At 63.4% G+C, this 19708-nt stretch carries 17 protein-coding genes; 4 read left to right on the top strand and 13 right to left on the bottom strand.

The window, feature by feature from the left end:
* Window positions 1-224 precede the first annotated feature (224 nt).
* The 5 genes from DB459_RS15435 to DB459_RS15415 form a co-directional block, all read right to left on the bottom strand.
* On the bottom strand, window positions 225-2171 hold the full coding sequence (locus DB459_RS15435; protein ID WP_253706134.1) for a hypothetical protein: 1947 nt from the start codon (window positions 2169-2171) through the stop codon (window positions 225-227).
* A gap of 631 nt (window positions 2172-2802) precedes the next feature.
* Window positions 2803-3783: an AraC family transcriptional regulator gene (locus DB459_RS15430; RefSeq protein WP_253706133.1), complete on the bottom strand. Its 981-nt coding sequence runs from the start codon at window positions 3781-3783 to the stop codon at window positions 2803-2805.
* Between the two features lie 1497 nt (window positions 3784-5280).
* Entirely contained in the window at window positions 5281-5577 is a 297-nt protein-coding gene (locus tag DB459_RS15425) for a cytochrome c (protein WP_253706132.1), read from the bottom strand.
* Window positions 5578-5629: 52 nt separating this feature from the next.
* Window positions 5630-6283 (bottom strand): invasion associated locus B family protein, encoded by a 654-nt coding sequence (locus DB459_RS15420; RefSeq protein ID WP_253706131.1) that lies wholly within the window; start codon window positions 6281-6283, stop codon window positions 5630-5632.
* A 192-nt stretch (window positions 6284-6475) separates the two neighbouring features.
* Window positions 6476-6994: a response regulator gene (locus DB459_RS15415; protein WP_253706130.1), complete on the bottom strand. Its 519-nt coding sequence runs from the start codon at window positions 6992-6994 to the stop codon at window positions 6476-6478.
* 501 nt (window positions 6995-7495) lie between these two features.
* On the opposite strand from DB459_RS15415, the gene DB459_RS15410 reads away from it, so the two are divergent.
* The 3 genes from DB459_RS15410 (at window position 7496) to DB459_RS15400 (ending at window position 10809) form a co-directional block, all read left to right on the top strand.
* The gene (locus DB459_RS15410; RefSeq protein WP_253706129.1) at window positions 7496-8395 is read left to right on the top strand and encodes a hypothetical protein; all 900 of its coding nucleotides are present in this window, start codon (window positions 7496-7498) and stop codon (window positions 8393-8395) included.
* 227 nt (window positions 8396-8622) lie between these two features.
* Window positions 8623-8997 carry a DUF3597 domain-containing protein gene (locus tag DB459_RS15405; RefSeq protein WP_253706128.1) on the top strand — a complete coding sequence of 125 codons (375 nt, stop codon included), beginning with the start codon at window positions 8623-8625 and terminating at the stop codon, window positions 8995-8997.
* A 381-nt stretch (window positions 8998-9378) separates the two neighbouring features.
* A complete protein-coding gene (locus tag DB459_RS15400) occupies window positions 9379-10809 on the top strand; it encodes a murein L,D-transpeptidase (protein ID WP_253706127.1) in 1431 nt (476 codons plus the stop codon).
* Window positions 10810-11210: 401 nt separating this feature from the next.
* On the opposite strand, the gene DB459_RS15395 is transcribed toward DB459_RS15400, so the two are convergent.
* Together DB459_RS15395 and DB459_RS15390 are read right to left on the bottom strand one after the other, a co-directional pair.
* Complete coding sequence (locus DB459_RS15395; protein ID WP_253706126.1) at window positions 11211-11609, bottom strand: hypothetical protein; 399 nt, start codon at window positions 11607-11609, stop codon at window positions 11211-11213.
* Window positions 11610-12436: 827 nt separating this feature from the next.
* On the bottom strand, window positions 12437-13117 hold the full coding sequence (locus tag DB459_RS15390; RefSeq protein ID WP_253706125.1) for a MipA/OmpV family protein: 681 nt from the start codon (window positions 13115-13117) through the stop codon (window positions 12437-12439).
* A 651-nt stretch (window positions 13118-13768) separates the two neighbouring features.
* On the opposite strand from DB459_RS15390, the gene aqpZ reads away from it, so the two are divergent.
* On the top strand, window positions 13769-14482 hold the full coding sequence (gene aqpZ, locus DB459_RS15385) for an aquaporin Z (protein ID WP_253706124.1): 714 nt from the start codon (window positions 13769-13771) through the stop codon (window positions 14480-14482).
* A 426-nt stretch (window positions 14483-14908) separates the two neighbouring features.
* Here aqpZ and DB459_RS15380 read toward each other — a convergent pair whose 3' ends face one another.
* The 6 genes from DB459_RS15380 to DB459_RS15355 form a co-directional block, all read right to left on the bottom strand.
* The gene (locus tag DB459_RS15380; RefSeq protein ID WP_253706123.1) at window positions 14909-15577 is read right to left on the bottom strand and encodes a flagellar biosynthetic protein FliO; all 669 of its coding nucleotides are present in this window, start codon (window positions 15575-15577) and stop codon (window positions 14909-14911) included.
* 178 nt (window positions 15578-15755) lie between these two features.
* Window positions 15756-16040 (bottom strand): Arc family DNA-binding protein, encoded by a 285-nt coding sequence (locus DB459_RS15375; protein ID WP_253706122.1) that lies wholly within the window; start codon window positions 16038-16040, stop codon window positions 15756-15758.
* Window positions 16041-16064: 24 nt separating this feature from the next.
* On the bottom strand, window positions 16065-16562 hold the full coding sequence (locus tag DB459_RS15370; protein WP_253706121.1) for a hypothetical protein: 498 nt from the start codon (window positions 16560-16562) through the stop codon (window positions 16065-16067).
* A 401-nt stretch (window positions 16563-16963) separates the two neighbouring features.
* The gene (locus tag DB459_RS15365; RefSeq protein ID WP_253706120.1) at window positions 16964-18226 is read right to left on the bottom strand and encodes an IS4 family transposase; all 1263 of its coding nucleotides are present in this window, start codon (window positions 18224-18226) and stop codon (window positions 16964-16966) included.
* Window positions 18227-18446: 220 nt separating this feature from the next.
* Window positions 18447-19145: a hypothetical protein gene (locus DB459_RS15360; RefSeq protein ID WP_253706119.1), complete on the bottom strand. Its 699-nt coding sequence runs from the start codon at window positions 19143-19145 to the stop codon at window positions 18447-18449.
* Between the two features lie 68 nt (window positions 19146-19213).
* Window positions 19214-19681: a hypothetical protein gene (locus tag DB459_RS15355; protein WP_253706118.1), complete on the bottom strand. Its 468-nt coding sequence runs from the start codon at window positions 19679-19681 to the stop codon at window positions 19214-19216.
* Window positions 19682-19708: the final 27 nt, after the last annotated feature.

Here is a 19708-nt window from a genome sequence, read left to right as displayed (position 1 = left end):
CCAACGTTCGTAGAAGCGCCTGCTGCAATGGGGTACGAACGCTGGAAACGGGACACTAGTGTCCCGTCTCCGAATTAGCGCTACGTTTGCCTCGCACTCGCACGGTCATTCGGAGACATAGGGACACTAGCAAAATCAAAGTGCTAGAGTGGCTTATGTCTCGCAATTGCCTACGAGAGGGTTGCCGCGAAGGCGGTAGGCAATTGCGAGACGCCACACTAGGATCATTGTATCTTCCACAAGATTGCAGACTGCGCAACATTCGCCTGGAGGACGAAACGAGATCCGGCATTGCCCGGATCTATGAGCTGACTGAGCCCGCCTGGCAACTGATGCCCATCCGGCCTCGTCTCACAGCTCCGCCCCCCTCCCGGTGACCAAGCCGATCTGGACCTTGGGCGCACCTCCACGTCCCATTGGTCGTCGCCCATCCTGCCGAGACTCTGCAGGATTTTCTCCTTGATTTCTCCGGACAATCTGTGGCGATCCAGGGCCGCGGGGATATTCCCGGCGAAGCCAGGATAGTCCCGACGAAGCTTGTCGGTGGAAGCGCGGGCGCAGGAGTCATCGCCCTTCTCCGCGCAGAGCACGGTGCGCATCAAAAGATCGAGCGCAAAGGGAGCATTCGTCGGGCGAAAGGCGATCCGCTCGGCGGCCGCATTGTCCCCACGCATGTATGCGGCAACTGCCTTGTATGGCATCGTGAAGCCGAGGTTGCGCCCGATCAACGTATCCACGCGTGACAGCAGCGACATCCCTTCCCGGTAGCGCCCGCGTGAAATATTGGCCACCGCCACGCTCGCAACGATGAGACTGGAGTTGGGATTGCTCTCGAGCAGCTGCGCTGACATGGCCAGCGCCTCCTCCGGATCGTGCCCGTAAAACTGATTGAGGAACGTCAGCAGCGATCGGTTGTCGGCGGAAGCGGCTGTGGCTGCAACCGTTGCCGCGATCTGCCCCACTTGTTCGAGGATCCCGGCCACGCTGTCGCCAGCATAGCCGTCGATGAAATCCCGGAGCCGGATCCAGGACAGCAGGATGCCGGCATGGACGTCTCCATTGCGCGCAAACTCGCTCCCGGTGCATGTCCGCGACCTGTCATGCGCAGCACCGGTGTTGTTGACGATATATTCGAGCGAATCCAGCTTGCAGGCCCACTGCAGCGCAATCTGGTTGAGTGGTCCACGCTGTCGAAGATCGGCCATGACAGCGCCTCCTGCAAGGTCACCGAGCTCCGCTGCCACGAGGTTCACGATCTCCCTGATCTCGGCACGGTCGTCCAACCGCATGGTTCGCGACCAGATCACCTCGCGGGCCTTTGCATTGACCAGGCGAAAGCGCACATAGCTCACCGCATTTCCGGCCTCCGCCTTTCGATAGGACGCGAGAGAGATCGAATAATCCGCTTCGTCATCCTGCTTCGTGTCGACGCCGGCTCTCACGACGAGATGATCAAACCGGCTCAATGAGCTTTCCAGGTAGGCGGCCGCAACACCGACAATTTCATCCGATGGCGTCGCCGGCTGGACCGGCGCCTCCACCACGAGCACCGGCAACGGGCGGATGGCCGCCACGGTCTGCGGCCTTCCGAAGGTCAAATCATGCAGTGCCGGAACCGTTCGAAGGGCGACTTCGGCGCCGAGCAGCACGATGCCGGCGATCGCAAGGACGAGAATCAAGGGCGACCGCAGGCGGGTGTTCGACTCCGGGATCGCCGTCTGCGAGAGCGCATGCGCATCTTCGAGATCGGACGCGGTCGGCGCATATCGGAACACGGGCTGATACGCTCCGACCGGAAGCTCGATGCGCACACTGTCCTCGGCGCCGCGGCCGAGATAATAATTATTCAGGAGCGTTCGAAGGCGCTTGGCCTGGACGCGGACGACCGAGCTGATCTGAGGATCGAAATCGTTGCCCCGTCCCAGCGCCAGGGTCGCAATGGTGTAGCTCTTCAGCCGTTCCGGCCGGCCGTTCAGGGTTTCCTCGACGATGTATCTCAAGAACTGCGATGCCGCCCTGCTCTTGCGAAAGTCGGCATCCTCCAGAAGACGCGATAGCTGAGCCTCGATCTCCTGTCTGCCGGGACCGGCCGGTGTTGCGGCTTCGCAGGAATGCTCCGAAGGTTCCGCCGGTTCCCTCCCCGCGCCAGATCCCGACCGATATTCAAGCATGCGCTTCGAGCTCCAAGACCGATGACGTGTAACCGTCGGCCATGCGCTTCGTACCGGTCACCTCTCGGCGGAAGCCGAACATGCGACGACGACGGAATGTCGCCCGTTCACGACAACGTTCGCATGCGCCTCCAGACACAAGCATTGTCCGTGACCGCATTCGCGGGGCTCAATTCTTTCGGTACGCGCTTAGGCGTCAGATGGTCCCTCCATAGAACAGAGTTTTTGGCGCGTTAGACCTGAATAAGGTCACGAGGCAGCATGACCAAAGTCACATGACTTGGCATGCGCGTTAAGGAAATCTGCTTTGGATACGCGTGATCCGCCGAACAGCACCGCTATCCGGCTGCACACCGAATGGATACAGGCGACAGCTTCGGTTCCCGAGCCGACCTAGTGTGGCTTATGTCTCGCAATTGCCTACGAGAGGGTTGCCGCGAAGGCGGTAGGCAATTGCGAGACGCCACACTAGTGTCCCGTTTCCAACGTTCGTATCCCATTGCAGCGGGCGCTCATACGAACGTTGGAAACAAGGGGACACTAGCATCATTATGATTCTAGTGTGGTTTTGGATCTGACGCTCGTTCGAAGAACTCGCTGCAATACTGAAACGAGCGTCAGATCCACCACACTAGTGAGTCGGCTGGTAGAGGCCCGTCGCTCCGGCATCCTCGGACTCGGCCTTGAGTTCGAACTGGCGAAGAACCTCGCGCGGGCTCATGCCGAAACGGCGCTTGAAGGCGCGGTTGAAGTACGGCTGATCCGTGAAGCCCGCATCGTAGGCGATTTTGCCGATTCTGCGACCGGTATGCGGGCTGTACCTCAACTCCTGGTAAGCCCATCGAAGCCGCGCATCCAATATCCGCTCCGAGAACGAGGCGCCGCTTTCCTGAAATATCGCGTTGACATAGCGGTTGCTCAGTCCGGACAGGGCGCTCAGCCGCCGGAGCGAGAACGACGGATCGCGAAACCGCTCCCGGACGATCTGGAGGAGCAGTCTCAGATGGCGGCCTTTGGCGCCCGGAATGCGATGTGACTCGAGCCGATCACACAGTTCGTCACAGGTGGCGGCCAACAATGGAACCGCGGCGCGCGTCAGGACCTTGCCAACCAGATTGGGTGCTGCCGACTTCTTGACGGACTCCGATGGAGCCATCAACTCACCGATGGCGTAGTTCGCCATCAGCCCGAGCAGCTCGATCGACCTCCACGACTTGTTTTCGGCATCGATTCGATGTGGGGTATCGTCCACGCTGCGGTAGAACGACCGGCACGGCACAGCGACGCAGACGAATTTCTCGTCCTCGACACCGTTGTACCGGGACTGCATCCTGGGCGCCAGGACGCCTTGAAGCGAGTTCGAGACGTAACAAGCGCTGCCGCTGCCCTCGAAGACTGCCCAGACCATCGGCGTCGACGTCTTCCGCCCCAGTTCCCTCAAATAGCCGGCGGTTCCCCACGCCCACACGATATTTCCCTCTTCGGCGGCATCGCATGTCAAGGTCGAAACGCCGTCGGTTGCAGTCACCGGGGCTGTCGCGAGTTTAGACAGGCCACGAGACGACTGGGGCTCAAGCGCCCGATCGGAAATCACTTCGTCCAGAAGGTTCATCGTTCTTCCCCCGCCGTTGGGCGAACGGGCTGATGCCGTGCGCTCCTAGACATCAAGGGGAGCCGTGTTTCTCGATCTGCGCAGCGTCGTAACGGTTACCTCACAGGGCGACTATGCGCCCAGGTAACCTCCAGATGATTCCGAAGAGATCGTCGGAATTATTTTGCCTGTCCAGATGATGGCACGCGGTCGGTTGTCGGCGTTCACGTCGGCAACCTCACTTCCCGCAATTCGCGCCGCTCATCGGCGTCTCACACAGAAACGACCGGAAATAGACCGATATTCGCCGCAATCGCGACGCAAATTCATGGAACCTCGACGAGCTGAGTTCCATCTCGGTTGCAGGGTGCTCCCGAAGCATTCCGGCTTCCAGCCGATGTCAAATGTTGGGATTTCATCCAAAACATTGCCGCTGTAACTCCCGGCGTAACGCTGTCTTCCAAACACCTTGTCTCGGATGAACCGCGGAAGTCACAACCTCTAAGAGTAATTTAGCGACGACCGAGTTGATGGAGCGGATTTGCCATTCGCGCCGCGCTTGCATGCGGGCTCGTGAGCGAGTCTCAAGATCATAATTCCACCGGAAATTGATATTGCTGGAGCCTTCTCCGCTCCGATGGAAGCGGAGCGCAATCTCTTTTTTGTTTTGACGCATTTTCTTCGCGGAAAAACGCTCTCGTGTCCCAGGTTCTAGCAGCGAGCACTCATACGAACGTCAGAGCAAAAGAGATACTAGTGTCCCGTCTCCGAATTACCGCTTCGTTTGCCTCACGCTCGCACGGTCATTCGGAGACATAGGGACACTAGCAAAATCAAAGTGCTAGTGTGGCCTATGTCTCGCAATTGCCTACGAGAGGGTTGCCGCGAAGGCGGTAGGCAATTGCGAGACGCCACACTAGCATCATTATAATTCTAGTGCGGTTTTGGATCTGACGCTCGTATGAAGAGTTCGCTGCAATACTGATACGAGCGTCAGATCCACCGCACTAGTGTCCCGTCTCCGAATTACCGCTTCGTTTGCCTCACCCTCGCACGGTCATTCGGAGACATCGGGACACTAGCAAGATCAAAAAGCTAGTGTGGCTTATGTCTCGCAATTGCCTATGACAGGCTTGCCGCAAAGGGCGTAGGCAATTGCGAGACGCCACACTAGTGTCCCGTCTCCGAATGACCGCTTCGTTTGCCTCACCCTCGCACGGTCATTCGGAGACATCGGGACACTAGCAAGATCAAAGTGCCAGTGTGGCTTATGTCTCGCAATTGCCTATGAGAGGCTTGCCGCAAAGGGCGTAGGCAATTGCGAGACGCCACACTAGTGCGGTTCTTCGATCCGAGCATTCGCGACCGCGCATTTCCAAAAGGAAAGCGAATGTTGGAATTTAATGCCTCGCGAGTGCACAGCCGAGGCATAATCCGGTGGCTCGCTTCGCCGCATCCGCTCCATCGGACCGACCCGCATATCGTCGCCGGCTCATCGACGACCGGGGCGGAGGCGATTTACGCGAGCGTCTTCAGAAAGACGAGAAAATCGTCGATCTGATTGGAATTGAGCTGGAAGGACGGCATCTCCGCGTGTCCTGTATACAGGCCTTCGGCCAGCGCTTCCGCGAGCATTTCGATCGGAAAGCGATGACGGCGTTCCCGAAACGGCGGTGCGCCGGCGCGTCCGCTCGACGATACCCGATCGATGGCGTGACACCTCGCGCACTTGGCTCGCGCAGGAGCCTTGCCGCGTCGCTCGCTCGGAACGGCGGCGAGCGCCTGGCCCGTCAGCAACAGGCCGGCCAATGCCACGCGCCACCTGCATGCTGTCGTCGACCGGCGCAGCCACCGTCGGTCATTCCCTCTACGGATTGGCGAGCGACGCGTTGACCGCCTCCGAGAAGCCCACGCCGGAAATCGCGATCTGCCGGTCGGCGGCGCCGGCCAGCATAGGCGTCGGCCCCGCCAGGTTCGCCACCATCATCGTCCTGAACTGCACGATCAAGGCTCCACCGCTCGTCAAGGCCATGAGTTGAGGCGCCGTGAGCGGCCACAGCGTCATGCAGCCCTGGGCGTCGCACAGAACGAAGACGAGCTTGGTCGGGCGGTTATTCTTGTCGCGGCGCGCACCGGCCGCGGCAGCGCCCGGCTTCGCGGTAATCGTGAGCCCCGAGCGAAGAGCCACGCCATAGGGAAGGTGGAGCATCGCGGCAGGCCGGCCTTCGCGGGTGGTCGTCACCACGATGGCTCCCATCGCCTTGCCGTCCGCGCTCTGCCCGGATCCGAACAGACTGCAGAAGCGCCGACGCTCCGCGGTCACTTCGTCGCATACCATGCGCCAGTTGCCGAAGCTTGCTTCGCTCCGGCGCACCGCGCCCTCCTTGAAGACGTCGCGATTGATGGCGGGGTCGGCGTACTGGGAGTCGAGTTGTGGCGAACCGGCCGCGGCCGGCGATGCCGATGGTCCGAGCGCGAGGAAGACCCACAGCCCTCCGATGATGGCGGCGCTTCTCGACAAGGCGGTCACGCCTCCTTCGCTGTCCCGGACGGCAGCGATTCGCGCGACCATGCGTTCGTCATCGGCGCCATTCCCCTCGACACGACTCGTTTTGACTTCGACGAATAGGCGTTCGGTGACGAAATATCTTGTTTCAGACAGCCGTCGCCTTGTCCTCGATGGCATTGCGGCATTTTGGCGGCGATCGACTCATCAGGCCCCATCCGGCCGCCGGCCGAATACGCCATCGAGCCGCGGCTGAGCGTATCGGCGCGACAGCGGCGGCGCGCACAGGGTGGCGTCCACGGCGTGCTTCAGCGCCGCCATCTGGAACGGCTTTCCGAGGAAATAGGACGCCCCGGCCTGGATCGCCTGGCGTGGGTACTGCTCCGACGTATTCGCCGTCATCATGATGAAGCCAACCGACGCAAAGCGACGGCTTGCCCGCACCATCGTCAGCAGCTGATAGCCATCGAGCGGTTCCATGTTCCAGTCGGAAATGACCAGATCAACTGGCGTTTCCGCCAATTCAGACCAGGCGGACTCGGCGTCATTCCTGATCTTGACGAGGCCGAAGCCGATCCGTCGAAGCAGGAAGGCGACCGCCGCCGCAAAGGTCTGATCGTCATCGACCACCAGGACCGATGACTTTTCGTAGAGCAACGACATGCGAGCAATCTCCGTTGAACACGGAGGCGAAACTAGACGATCCCACCGATCGAGCCACATCATCCCGGAACTGATATGAATCTTTCAAATTTGCACGATTTACCGTTGTCGAGTTCGGCAGATTCATTGTTCGGTCGAGTGCTCGTGACGCGAATTTGAAATCGTCAGCTCCAGTCGCGATTCCAGCCAAAGCGCTCGCGCCCGCTGTTTCTTCCGGTTCCGCCACCGCCGTAGGCCTGCATGGTCCTTCAGGGACAATTGGTCAGTCCCGCTGGAGCAATTCAGTCCGCCCCGGAGAGTCTAGCGTGACAGGCAGTCGGGCTCCTTCGGATTGCGGCACAGGCCGGTTGAAGTTGGCGGCCCCACCTGCAGCTGGATTGCAGAGATCGACCGTCCGGCAGCAACCACTTTCACCAGCGCAGCGCAGGCCGTCCGCCTGGCTGACCTCTCCCGTCACAGGTGCACGCCCGGATGAGACCACGCGATCGTTCCCAAACACGGGAGGGCGACGCTCCCGGGCTCATTCATGTCAGTGCACTGGTTCCACAGGACGTGCAGGCGGACTTGAAGCTTCTGGTCCACGGACTTCGCCAGCGCCTTCCGGAAGTCGCCGGGCTCCTGATCAGCTTTGCTCTGCGGAATCTGAACGGCCCGATACCTGTCCCTGCTCAACTGCAGCCACCCGCGGCTCCGGAACCGCTCACTCCCGCAGCCCTCCGCGAGCTCATCTGGGCGCTGATCACCTCGCGGTTCGACGGCGACACCGGTATCCGCAGGGCACGCCAGATCTCGCTGATCGCACAGATCAATCAGATGGTCAGGAACGGCGAGGAGGCAACGGCGGCGATCCTCGCCGAACGCCTCGCATCCAACAAGAGCGTCATCGAGTCTCTCGCACGGGACCTGCACGGTCGGGGCGCGCTCCTCCGTGTTGCGGGCTCCGGCCGCAACAGCCTGGGGCGCGCGTACCGCCTGTCGATCGCTCCCGACGCGGTCAACGCCCTTGCCGCCGCTCATGTCCGGGAGACCGGACGGCATCTGCTCATCGCAACCCCGCCGGCAGATCACGCGGTTCCGGCCGACGAGCTTGCCGTCGAACTGTTCACGCTGATCAACGCCTCTCGCTTCCCCAGCGACACGTCGGCCCGTCGCGCCCGGCTCGGCGCGCTCGTCCTGATCATCCATGCGATGAATATGGCGGGCGAAACGCCCTACCTGACGCGAATAGCGGATCTGCTCGATGCCGGCCGGGCAAACGTCTCGGTGTACATCCGCACCCTGACGCGGCGAGGCATCGTCACGACGACTCCGGTGCCGACACTTGGACTGGGCCGTCGACCGCCTCTGCGCCTCTCGATCGTCGACTCCGCCGTCGAGCTGCTTCAGGAAGCGCACAGGGCCGCAACCGGACATCCCATCAGACCAACATCCTCGCATGACCGCCCCCTCAGCCGGTTGGGCTGAGGGGGCGGCAATTGCGAGACGCCGCGCAGCCATGCTGTCCCGGACAACGACCGGTCCTCGTTGTTAAAGCATCCGCGCGCCCCCTGTACAACGCTTGGCCCCGATGGGAACAGGCGTGACAACCAGCCACTCGCCCGTAGGCCCATCGCCGCGACGATCCCCTCGCGGTCCGCAACGCCGTGGAAAGAGACCTGCTCTCGGACATCGGCCATGAAACAGGAGACACTATGAGCATCTTGGGCAAGATCGTAAGCGCCATCTTCGGCGGCAGCGCTCAGGCCGCCTCGACCGGCGCCACCACCACCCCGACGACAACTGCTGCCCCGGCAACCGTGCCTGCAGGCGGCGTCGACGTCGCGGCGGTCCTCGACCGCGCCGTGGCAGCGCAGAAGGACCACCTTCTTTGGCGTCAATCGATCGTCGATCTGATGAAGGCCCTGAACCTCGACTCCAGCCTCGCGGCCCGCAAGCAGCTCGCACACGAGCTGAACTATGACGGCGACACCGACGACTCCGCCAAGATGAACGTGTGGCTGCACAAGCAGGTCATGGCCAAGCTCGCCGAGAATGGCGGAAAATTGCCAGACGACCTGAAGACCTGAATTTGCGCTCCGGCGCGGGCGGACGGGCCTCCCGTCCCGCCCGATCCGGCACGACGGCGCGAGGCTCTCTTGCGCCGTCGGCCTCGTGCGTGACGCGCTAGTGTGGCTTATGTCTCGCAATTGCCTACGAGAGCCTGGCCGCAAAGGCGGTAGGCAATTGCGAGACGCCACACTAGTGTCCCGCTCCGAATGACCGTGCGAGGGTGAGGCAAATGAAGCGGTCATTCGGAGACAGGACACTAGGCGCGAAGACACCGCGATCCTCTGCCGTTGACCTGACGCCGCTTGCGAATGTCGCATCATGTCCCGACGCGCGCGATCCATGTCTGAGATCGCATATCGGCCGGCGGTTTCTGCCGCTGACCACCTGCTTTACGCCATTTGCCGCCGTTGCGAGCCCGACATCCACCTGCCGTTAACCAAGCGATGCCATCTCTCATCGAGCGACGCTGCCGTTGGCGCGTCGACGAACCGCTCCAACATCGGCCAACAATGTCAGGTCGCGCCGCCTTCACCATCGTCCTTCTGATCCCGACGGTTACCGCTTATGCAGGACTGGCCGCACCGGCCCGCGCCGCCGCTCCGGATCGCCCCACGACGACGACGCAAATCGTCGCGACAGGAGCGCCGCCAGCCGTTGACACCCATGTCGGGACCCATGCCGCCGCGCAGGGCGCGTCGGCGACTCGAGCTGCGGCTCCGCTGCCCGGTGACGAGCCTGCCCTGGATGCCGGTACCGCGGAGCGCCTGCGAACGGCAGTAGACTTCTACCGAGGCGTCGTCGGCCGAGGAGGCTGGCCGACACTGCCGGCAGACGCCCAGTTCGCTCCGGGCCAGCCAACCCCCTACGACAAGCAGCTGCGCGAACGGCTCGCCATGACGGGCGATCTCCCGCAGGCTGGATCCGGCCCTTTCGATGCCGGTGTAGAAGCCGCGGTCAGACGCTTCCAGATCCGGCACGGGTTGACGCCGACCGGCCGACTCGGGCCCCAGACCCGCAAAGCGCTGAACGTACCTGCGACGCGGCGGCTGCAGCAGCTCGAAGCTTCCAGAGCGCGCCTCGGATTGCTGGGATTTGGATTCGGCCCGCGTTATGTCGTCGTCAACATCCCGGCAGCCGTCGCCGAGGCGATCGCCGATGGCAAGGTCGTCCGCCGCTACCGCGTCATCGTCGGCAAGACCGACAAGCCCTCGCCGACACTCGTCGCCAGCATCACATCGGTCAAGCTGAACCCGAACTGGACTGTTCCGGCTTCCATCGTCCGCAACGAAATCTCGCAAAAGATGTCCCGGGATCGAGACTATCTCGACCGGCTGCACATGAGGGTGTTCGACCGCAACAACAAGCCGCTCGACCCGACGACGATCGACTGGTCCAGCGAATCCATCTCCAGCTTGACCGTTCGACAGGAGCCGGGCAGCTGGAACGCGCTCGGCTCGGTCAAGATCGAGATGCCCAACGCCCAAGCCGTCTACATGCACGACACCGACCGGCGAAACCTGTTCGAAAAGGATTACCGCTTTGATTCGCACGGCTGTGCGCGGGTCGATGACGTGCGCGAGCTCGCCGCCTGGCTGCTCGACGATCAGCCTCGCTGGAGCCGTGCGAGCATCGATGCAGGCATCGCGGAAGGCCGTCAGCAGGAGATCCGGCTGACGAAGAAGGTGCCTGTCGCCTGGGTCTATCTCACGGCCTGGATGGATGGAAACCAGACGGTACAGTTCCGGGACGATGTCTACGATCAGGACGCCCAGCTCCTTGCGGCAATCAAGGAGGACGACGGCTTCTTCAGCGAGGCGTCGGCGAAGTGACACGAGCGGCACGGGCGCAGGCGGTGCGGGCCACCAGACAGAGCAGGGATCGCGATCCCGCGAGATGCGCGACTGGGGGTCCCGGTCACGCATCGGGGTTGGGCGCTGATGCGTGGACCGGGACCCTGGTCAACCAAGGGGGCTTGGTGGACCAACGTCGCCCCTCATCCTGCCGAAGCTGGTCGGCGGATGAGCAGTTGGGGGGGGCAACGGTTGAGTATCGCCCGGAAGCGGATCGGCGTCTTGTTCCGACAATGCCTCGGTCTTGTCGCAGACCGCCCGGCTCCAACCGCTCGCCCTGCGATATGCACACATCCGATCCGGCAAGCTGCTGAAATCGGCGGCGAACGCCGCGCCGCCGACCTCGATCGCACGCATGCATCCTTTCGCCGGGGCGCGTTTCAAGGCTCGACGATTGCGATGATGCTGTCATCGCCGCGCTTCCGCTTCTCGTCGAGATCGCGCAACACCCATTCGGCGACCTGCCGGTGTTCTTCCGCCGCGACGGCGAACGCAGGACGGCCGGCCGTTCCGGTTGCGATTTGTCTGCCGCCGGCGCGCAGCGGACCATCCGGCACTCTCCAGCCGCGAAGCGCAATCAAGTACATGCGCATGCGGTACGCCGCGGTTCGAAACTCGCTCAAGTCGCCGGCTCCGATGACCGACAACGCCCCGTCGGCGTCCGAAACGACGGCGAAGTCGACCGCATCGGACAGCACTTTCAGATCGCAGTAGCGTCGGACCAGCGCCGCGTCGACCGCGAACCCATGACGCTGCTCGAGCCAGCCGAGCAGCGTCATCAGGGCCGTGAAGAAGCCGACAAGCCTCACCGCCGGCATATCGTGCCCGCGCGGGTCGACCGACGGCAGCAGCACACCGAGACGCGAACGGCAATCTCTCGGGCACCGCGCCATGTACTCGTCAAACGTCTCCGCCGCCGGGCCGGGTCCATGAGCCATGGTCTCTTCCGTCAGCCGATCCCTTCGCGGTGAGCAACCTCTTTGGTCATGCGATCTTCAGCCATGACGCAGCCCCGCTTTGCCGGCAATCTGTCGCGACCGGATTCGTCCGTGCACGCGACCTGCCGTCAATCGATGCGCCACGCCGGTTCCGCTGTCTTGTTTCCGGTCACACGAGTGTTGTCCGCAGTCGCAGCTTCCATCGTCGCGCGGCGCATCGCGCCGTTTTCGACAACGATCCTGCGCCGGCATCGGCGCCGATCTGCAACTAGTGTGGCGTCTCGCAATTGCCTATGCCCTTTGCGGCAAGCCCCTGTAGGCAATTGCGAGACATAAGCCACACTAGCTTTTTGATTTTGCTAGTGTGGTGGATCTGACGCTCGTTTCAGTAATGCAGCGAGTTCTTCGAACGAGCGTCAGATCCAAAACCACACTAGAATCATAATGATGCTAGTGTCCCCTTGTTTCCAACGTTCGTATGAGCGCCTGCTGCAATGGGATACGAACGTTGGAAACAGGACACTAGTGTCCCGACGTCTCCGAATGACCGTGCGAGGGTGAGGCAAACGAAGCGGTCATTCGGAGACGGGACACTAGCGTGGCGTCTCGCAATTGCCTGCCGCCTTTGCGGCCAGTCTCTCGTAGGCAATCGCGAGACATAAGCCACACTATAAACCCGGCCAGTCGAACGAATAGGCGGCGATTGCTCCGAACGTGAACTGGTCGCGCGAGCCGAGCCCGGCGGTGATCGGACTGGCGCCCGCCGAACCGACGAGGCGGCGATAATCGGCGTAGATCGTCGTCGTCCATGCCTTCGACCACTCGTAGCTGATTGCGCCGGAAACGCCGGCCGACTTCATCCCTCCTCCGGCCCGATAGGCCGGCAGACTGCCGTTGATCAGCGCATCCTGCGCCGTCACGCCGAAGACCTGATCCATATAGCGAGTATCGCCGGCCGACATTCTCGGCCCGAACGATACGGTCCAGGGCCCGCGGCGTTCGATCCAGTCGGCGGAGACATCGACGACGTTACCATGGTGGCCGAGAAAGCCGTGACGCGCTTCGACCCGCAGGCGAAACTTCTCGATCGGCCAGAACTCGGCGAAGCCGCCCGCTTCGAGCGTCCAATCGATGTCGTGGATACCGCGCAGTTCGGCATGGTCGCTCGCCTTGCGAGGCCCCTTGAGGCGGCCCGCCGGGCCCGCCTTCAGCCAGCCGACGTCGAGCAGCGCAAAGCTCGGCGAGTCATCCGGCGCCGAGAACGCCTGCGGGGTTCCGGCGCGACGGATCCCCAGCCCCGGCACCAGATACGGCGACAGGCTGTTGGATCCCTCCCATGCCGGCGACATTCCGGCGTTGGCCTTCAGCGTGATCGTCCACCCCGATGACGACGGCTCCGCCGCATATCCGCGCACTGACTGACTGACAACGACACCCGCAACAAACGCTCCCAAAACCACGCTTCGAAACATGACACCTCACTCGACGTATCGCGCGAAGGTGCTGCAGCTTGCTTAATGCTTGGTTGCGCGTGCCGCGCCTGCGACCGCATTTCGGCGCTCGCGTCGCATTTTGCATGCCTCATGAGACAAGACCTTATGCTCTTTCCGACAACGTCGTCGTCAGCGATGGTTTAGGTCGTTGACGATCGCCGCCACCGCGGAACAACATCGCGATGCGATTCGCCGCCACCCGCCGCAGCTGACATGTCTCGCGCGAATTGTCGGATGTCGGCATCCTTGCGCGTCATCGAAAGGCGCGAGCCTAGTGTGGCGTCTCGCAATTGCCTACCGCCTTTGCGGCCAGTCTCTCGTAGGCAATTGCGAGACATAAGCCACACTAGCACTTTGATTTTGCTAGTGTCCTTATGTCTCCGAATTACCGTGCGAGCATGAGGCAAATGGAGCGGTAATTCGGAGACAGGACACTAGTTTGCGCGTTTGCCGTACCGACCGCCCCCCGTAACGCTCCTTCTCCCGACCTGAGCAGAGGACCATCACATGAGCGATCTTCCCAAGAAACTTGCCGCCGAATTCATCGGCACCTTCTGGCTGACTTTCGGCGGCTGCGGCAGCGCCATTCTCGCTGCGGCCTTTCCCGACAATCTCGGCATCGGTTTCGCCGGCGTCGCGCTGGCGTTCGGGCTGACCGTCCTCACCGGCGCCTTCGCCTTCGGCCCGATCTCGGGCGGGCATTTCAATCCTGCCGTCTCGGCGGGGCTGGCCGCGGCCGGTCGCTTCTCCTGGGGCGAATTCCTTCCCTATGTCGCCGCCCAGGTGATCGGGGCAAGCGCGGCGGCCGCAGCGCTCTATCTGATCGCATCCGACAACTCGACTTTCTCCCTTGCCGGCGGCTTCGCGTCGAACGGCTACGGCGAACACTCGCCCGGGAAATACGGAATGACCTCGGCGCTCCTGATCGAATTCATCCTCACCGCCATGTTCCTTCTGATCATCCTCGGCTCGACCGAGAGCCGTGCCGCGTCGGCCTTTGCGCCGATCGCCATCGGTCTCGGGCTGACGCTCATTCACCTGATCTCGATTCCCGTCACCAACACCTCGGTCAACCCGGCACGATCGACCGGCCCTGCGCTGGTCGCCGGTGGCTGGGCGCTGCAGCAGCTCTGGCTGTTCTGGGTTGCGCCGATCGCCGGCGGCATCTTCGGCGGGCTGATCCACCGCGCGCTGCTCGCGCCGTCGGCTCATAAGGCATGATCCCTCCGGCAGGGCTGCGGCGTGAACGCGCCGCGGCCCTGCCGGTTTGCGAATATTGGAATCTCCACCGTCATCGCCCGCTTCAGGCGAGGGCTTTGCAGAACGGCTCTCTGCGCCGCCCGGCGCGCAAGCGGGAACCCAGTATTCCGCGAGGATGCGAAAGGGCAGCCACTCCTTCAGCCTCTCCATCGTCATGCCCGCGCTTGCCGCGGGCATCCACGACTTTGCAGGCCATCAACGAAAAAGACGCGGATGGCCGGGACAAGCCCGGCCATGACGAGAATGAATGTCAGGGCGCATCTTTCCACTCCGTTGTCGCCGCCCGGATGTCTGAATCTCGTAGGATCTGCGCCGGGCGACGGCACCGGCGTATGTAGCTCGCGCGCCGCCGACGTCGTGCGATGCGCCCAAGGCGTGCCGGCCGGTTCAGGTGCGGTCGAATCGAGAGGAATGCGGGGCCGGCACGCCTTCTTGCCCCCCTCGCCCCTCCTGCCCCGGTGTGCGGAGCCCGGAGACCTGCGGTCGCGATCCGTTCAGCAGATCGGCAATCTGGTCCTCGAGCTCCGCAAGCCTCTCCATGTCGCCGCTCGACATCATCGGCGCGCGATGGTCTTCCGTCCGCGCCCCGGCCTCCGCCATGAACCGGCGCCGCAGCTCCAGCGGCTCGAACGCCGGATCCCGGGGCGCCGCCGACATCTCCGGGAGATCCCACGGCAGGGTCGGCGCGGCCGGTCTTTGGAGTGTCGGGGCGTAGGGCACGACGTCGGCCGACGGGGCCGCCGCCCCCTCCTCGTCGCGGATGGCGAATGGCCGGGCTTCAGCTTCGAATCGAGCAGGCGGCGGGGCAATGCGGCTTTCGACCACGACGTCGGCCGCCCCGCCGATCAGCAGCAGATGCTCCGTTTCCCGGTAACGAACCAGCACGAGCTGACGGCCGCCTTTGATTGCCGCGAACTCGACGACCGAGATCCGCCGCGTCGCGTCCCGGGTCTGTACCCGGCGTTCAGCGGCGAATTCGCGGATCAGCCAGAAGGCGAGGCCGACAAGCCCCAGCACCAGCGCAACCATGAGAACGAACGCCAATTGGACCTGCATGGGAGCCCCCTTTCGTCCAGTGGAGCGGCTTCGTCATTTGCTACGACGGCGATCGGCGACGGCCGAGTTCAGCGCGACGCCCGTCGTCGCCGAACGGATTGCGCATGGCGCCGCCGCAGGCCGTCAGTCGACGCCGCCACAGCACCAGCGCCATTTGCGCAATCGTCTTCGTTGCCGCTCAGAAGCCGTCCTCGGCGAGCGATCTCGTCAGACGATCGACGATCTCCTGATTGAGCGAGCGGCCGCCCTTCTTGGCGCTCATCTTGAGATTTTCGCGCAGCTGCTCCGGCACACTCGGATGAATCTGCACCTTTCTCACCCGTTCGGGCCAGTCCCCGTCTGCGTCCTGCTGATCGACCATGGCTCCGACCGTCGCATTGCGAAGCCGAACGATACCGGCTTTGTCAGGCCCGGGTATTTTCTCGCGACGAACGGAACTTGTCGCGCACTGCGCGATCTGCATTTGCCAGGCAGGTGCCTCGGGACTTCAGCCTTCGGCAAGCGGATCGGCGTAAATCCGCAGGTGGCGCGGACAATGGAGATGAGCCTGCAGCGGCAGCGGATCGCGCGACATCGCGCGGCATGCCATGGCGACGGACCGCGGAACCCTGCCACCCCTCCGGTAAGACCGCCACGTCCTGATGCTGATGCCGAACAGGTCGGCCACCTCGTCGTTGGTGAGCTTCGTCCGCGCCTGCCAGGCCCGCGCGTCTTCGCCCGTGAACGGTCGCTGCTCCTCGGCCAGGTGCCATAGCAGGAGGGCGGTCATCACCGCTCCTTCGCATCCCTCCCACAGGATGGCGTTGCCAAACTGCGAGACGAGGAGCTTTCGAAAGCATTCCGGCCGCAGCAGGCCTGCCCGCTGCGTGCCTCCAGACCGGATCCAGCCGTCGAGCCGCACCGTGCTCGGCTGGACGCTGTCCCGCCACTTCACCATGATGGTGGCGGCTGCGATCACTTCAACGGTTTCGACGACAGGCCGCATGCGCTCTTGGAATGGTAGATCGGGTCGCGAGCATCCGGGGCATGACGACGTCGACGCCCGGCCCGTTCCGGAAGCTCCGGTGATGAGCGGCCGTGATCGCGGCAGCCTGCATCTCGATAGACCGGATCGGGCTGGCGATCTTGTTCTGGCGGGACGAGTACCTGTCCGGGAACGTCATGCCCGCAAGCGGAGGCTTTGCAGAACGGCTCTCTCCGCTGCCGGCGCACAGATTTTGCCAGAACAACAGGGGATGCGCCGACTATCGGCACATTCTGCTGTCGCCCCCCGGCTTGTCCGGGGGGCCCAGTACCCCGGGTCATCGCAACGGTGCACTGCGGCGGACGCGCTGCCCATCACGACCGCCACGGCTACTGGGTCGCCCGGTCAAAGCCCTACGAGATTCACACATCTCTGCGGAGTCTCCAGCCGCGAAGTATTGCCTTGAGGGATTGCAGCCCCTGCATCATTACGATGGGGCCTGGCTTTCCATAATAGCCGGTCCATCCGCCAAGCCGAGCGCACACCCAACTGGCATATGCCAACGACCCTTTGGGATGAGGGTTCTTCTGTTTCTCGGTCTTGCCCTCAAGGGTTTGACAAATCGCCTCCAGCGCGGGCTGGTCTTCGGGGTCGAGCGCGTCTTGCAGCGGCCGCCCGGCCGCGCCGTCGCGCTCGCGAACCATCTGCAGTACTTGAATGGCAGCGATCAACGTCGCGGTGGTCAGGTTCTCGAATGGCCCATCCTCTGTAACCCGCACCGCCTCGATGTCGAAGCCTTTCGTTTTCATCACCCGGAAGACCTGCTCGATGGTCCAGCGCTGGCGATAAAAGTGTGTGATCAGTAATGCTTGCGCCAGCGTCGCCACCCTGTGCGTTGTCAGCAGCCGCCAATGTACCGGCGTCACGGTGTCCGGCGGATCGATCTCACGTGCTTCCACCAAGGTGAGAGTGACTGTCTTCGGCAGTTTGGCCGCCTCGGCGGGGCGGTTGCGTTTCGGCCGCTTCAGGGTGACCTCACGCGCCCGCAGCGCCAGCACTGCCTGACGGGCGGCTCGGCCCGGATTGGCCGGCAGATCGATCGTCTCGCGGCCCAGTTCAGCGACACCCTCCATGCACTCATAGAGCATGCCTCCGTCTTCCAGCACGCGATCATGATGGGCGCGGATCAGCAGTTCGGTCTCAATGGGACGGCAGGCGAATTCCTCATAAATATCGCTTTCCCGATCGGCCACGACGGTGACGCAGGCCGCTCCGGACGCAACCAGGCTGGCTGCTGTATTGGTCGCGTCGAGCCAGCGGCTACTCTCCTTTTCGGCGAAGGGCCGCTTTTTGCATAGGTGCTTCTTGCCACCAACGTGGCTAAGGAACACCGCATCGACAAGTCCGAGCAGCCCGCCATCATGGGCATCCACCGCGATCATTGGATGCAGGTTCAAACTGCGTTGCTTGCCATCGTCGCGCAGGGTCGTGGTGTCCTGGATCGCCAGGATGTGCCGCCCCCTGACCAGCCCAGCGGTACGCGCGCGGGCGGTCGCGACCATCTCGTCCGGTCTCACACGCGGGTTACGCAAAAAACGCGTAATGCGCATCTCGCCGGCGCGATTGCCCCCCACGCGACGCACGCTGATGCCGGATTGACCGACACTGACCAGACGGGCCAGCAAGCCGGCCCCCCTTTTTCCAGGCGCCGGTCGCCGAACCGTCCCAAACCACCTTCCATTTCTGTTCCCCAGAATCTTGCGACTACCATCGATTCAGAAAATGGGAGGCGCCGCAAGAGGATCCGGAGATGTGTGCATATCGTAGGGTCGAAGCCGGGCGACGACAACGGAGTGTGCAGCTCGCGCGCCGCCGACGGCGCGCGGCACCGCGATCCGCGGCCGCTCAGTTCCGCCGCAGTCCATCGGGCTTGGGCGGCGGCGGCGGCAACGGCTTGCGGAACGTCGCCGCCGCATTGGCCTTGTCGGGCGGGGCCAGCAGCGAGGGTCCGGCGGCAGGCTTCTGAGCCTGCCTCGGCGTCGCCTGGGCAGGCGGCGTCGCCGCCGTCTGGGCCGCGGCCGGCGCCTGGCCCTGTTTCGACGCGTCTTGACTGCCTGGCGTGCCGGCGGCGATCGCCTCCAGCAGCCAGCGCCCGTCCACCGGCTGGTACATCAGATCGAACTGGAACGGGCTCGGTCGTCCGACGAACGAACCGGCGATATGCAGCAGGCCATTGGCCTCGAGCTTCGGCTCGAAGGCCAGTTGCGGATCGAGAACGGCCGCGGCCGAGAGGTCGAACTTGTCGCGGCGGAAGCTGGCGAAAGTCTCCGCGAGCTTCGCCGGCGTATTGACCTTCTGGAAGCTCGGCGACGCCAGCGCATGGAGCACCGCGTAATTGCCGGTCCTGTTGGCGTCATCGAGCGCCAGCAGCGTCGAGCGCAGAAGCAGCAGGACGAAAGACCGGTCGATCGGTTTCGGCGTCGTCGACGCCGCCGGCGCGGCTGGCGCCGGCGCGGCCGGCTCGGCCGCAGCTCCATGGACAGCCGCCATGAGGCAGCCGATAGACAACAGGATCGCTCGCCCGCGCGCTTTCACGTCCGTCATTTCCTTCCTGGCCGAAACAGAGCAGGCGGAGCGCTCCCGCGCCCCGCCCCGCGCATCGCTCACGCGATTCAATCGAAGTTATACGGAACGTCGCAGGCCATGAGCTGCGCGCCGTCCCGCCGCATGGCGAAACTGCCGTGCATGGTGCAGGCCTGCTTGTAATTGAGCAGGACCCGTCCGGCGCCGGCGTCGTCGCGCAGCACCACCCGCACCGGGCAGGCCGTCGCGCTGCTGCATTGCCGGTTGACGATCTGCGAGACGACGATGCGTTGGCCATGGCAGTCGCGGTAGGACCCCTCCCAGATGTCGGTCTTGTGCGGGGTGTTCACATTCCAGAGCTCGTAGTCCGTCCACAGTCCCGAAGGATCGCGCTCGGTCTGCGCGGCAATCCGGTGCATGGCGACGCGCTGGTATTCCCCGACGCCTTCGCCGCAAGCCGCGGCCGGAACCTCCATGTCGGCGGCGCGGGACGGACCGCCAACGGCCGCGAGCGACAGCAACACAGCGGCGGCGCAGATCATGATCTTGGATTTCATCTGACAATCCCGATGTTGGTACCCAAA

Source organism: Bradyrhizobium sp. WD16 (genome assembly GCF_024181725.1).
Lineage (GTDB): Bacteria > Pseudomonadota > Alphaproteobacteria > Rhizobiales > Xanthobacteraceae > Bradyrhizobium_A.
Note: the sequence above shows the minus strand (reverse complement) of the source record. Positions and strands in the feature narration are given on the sequence as shown.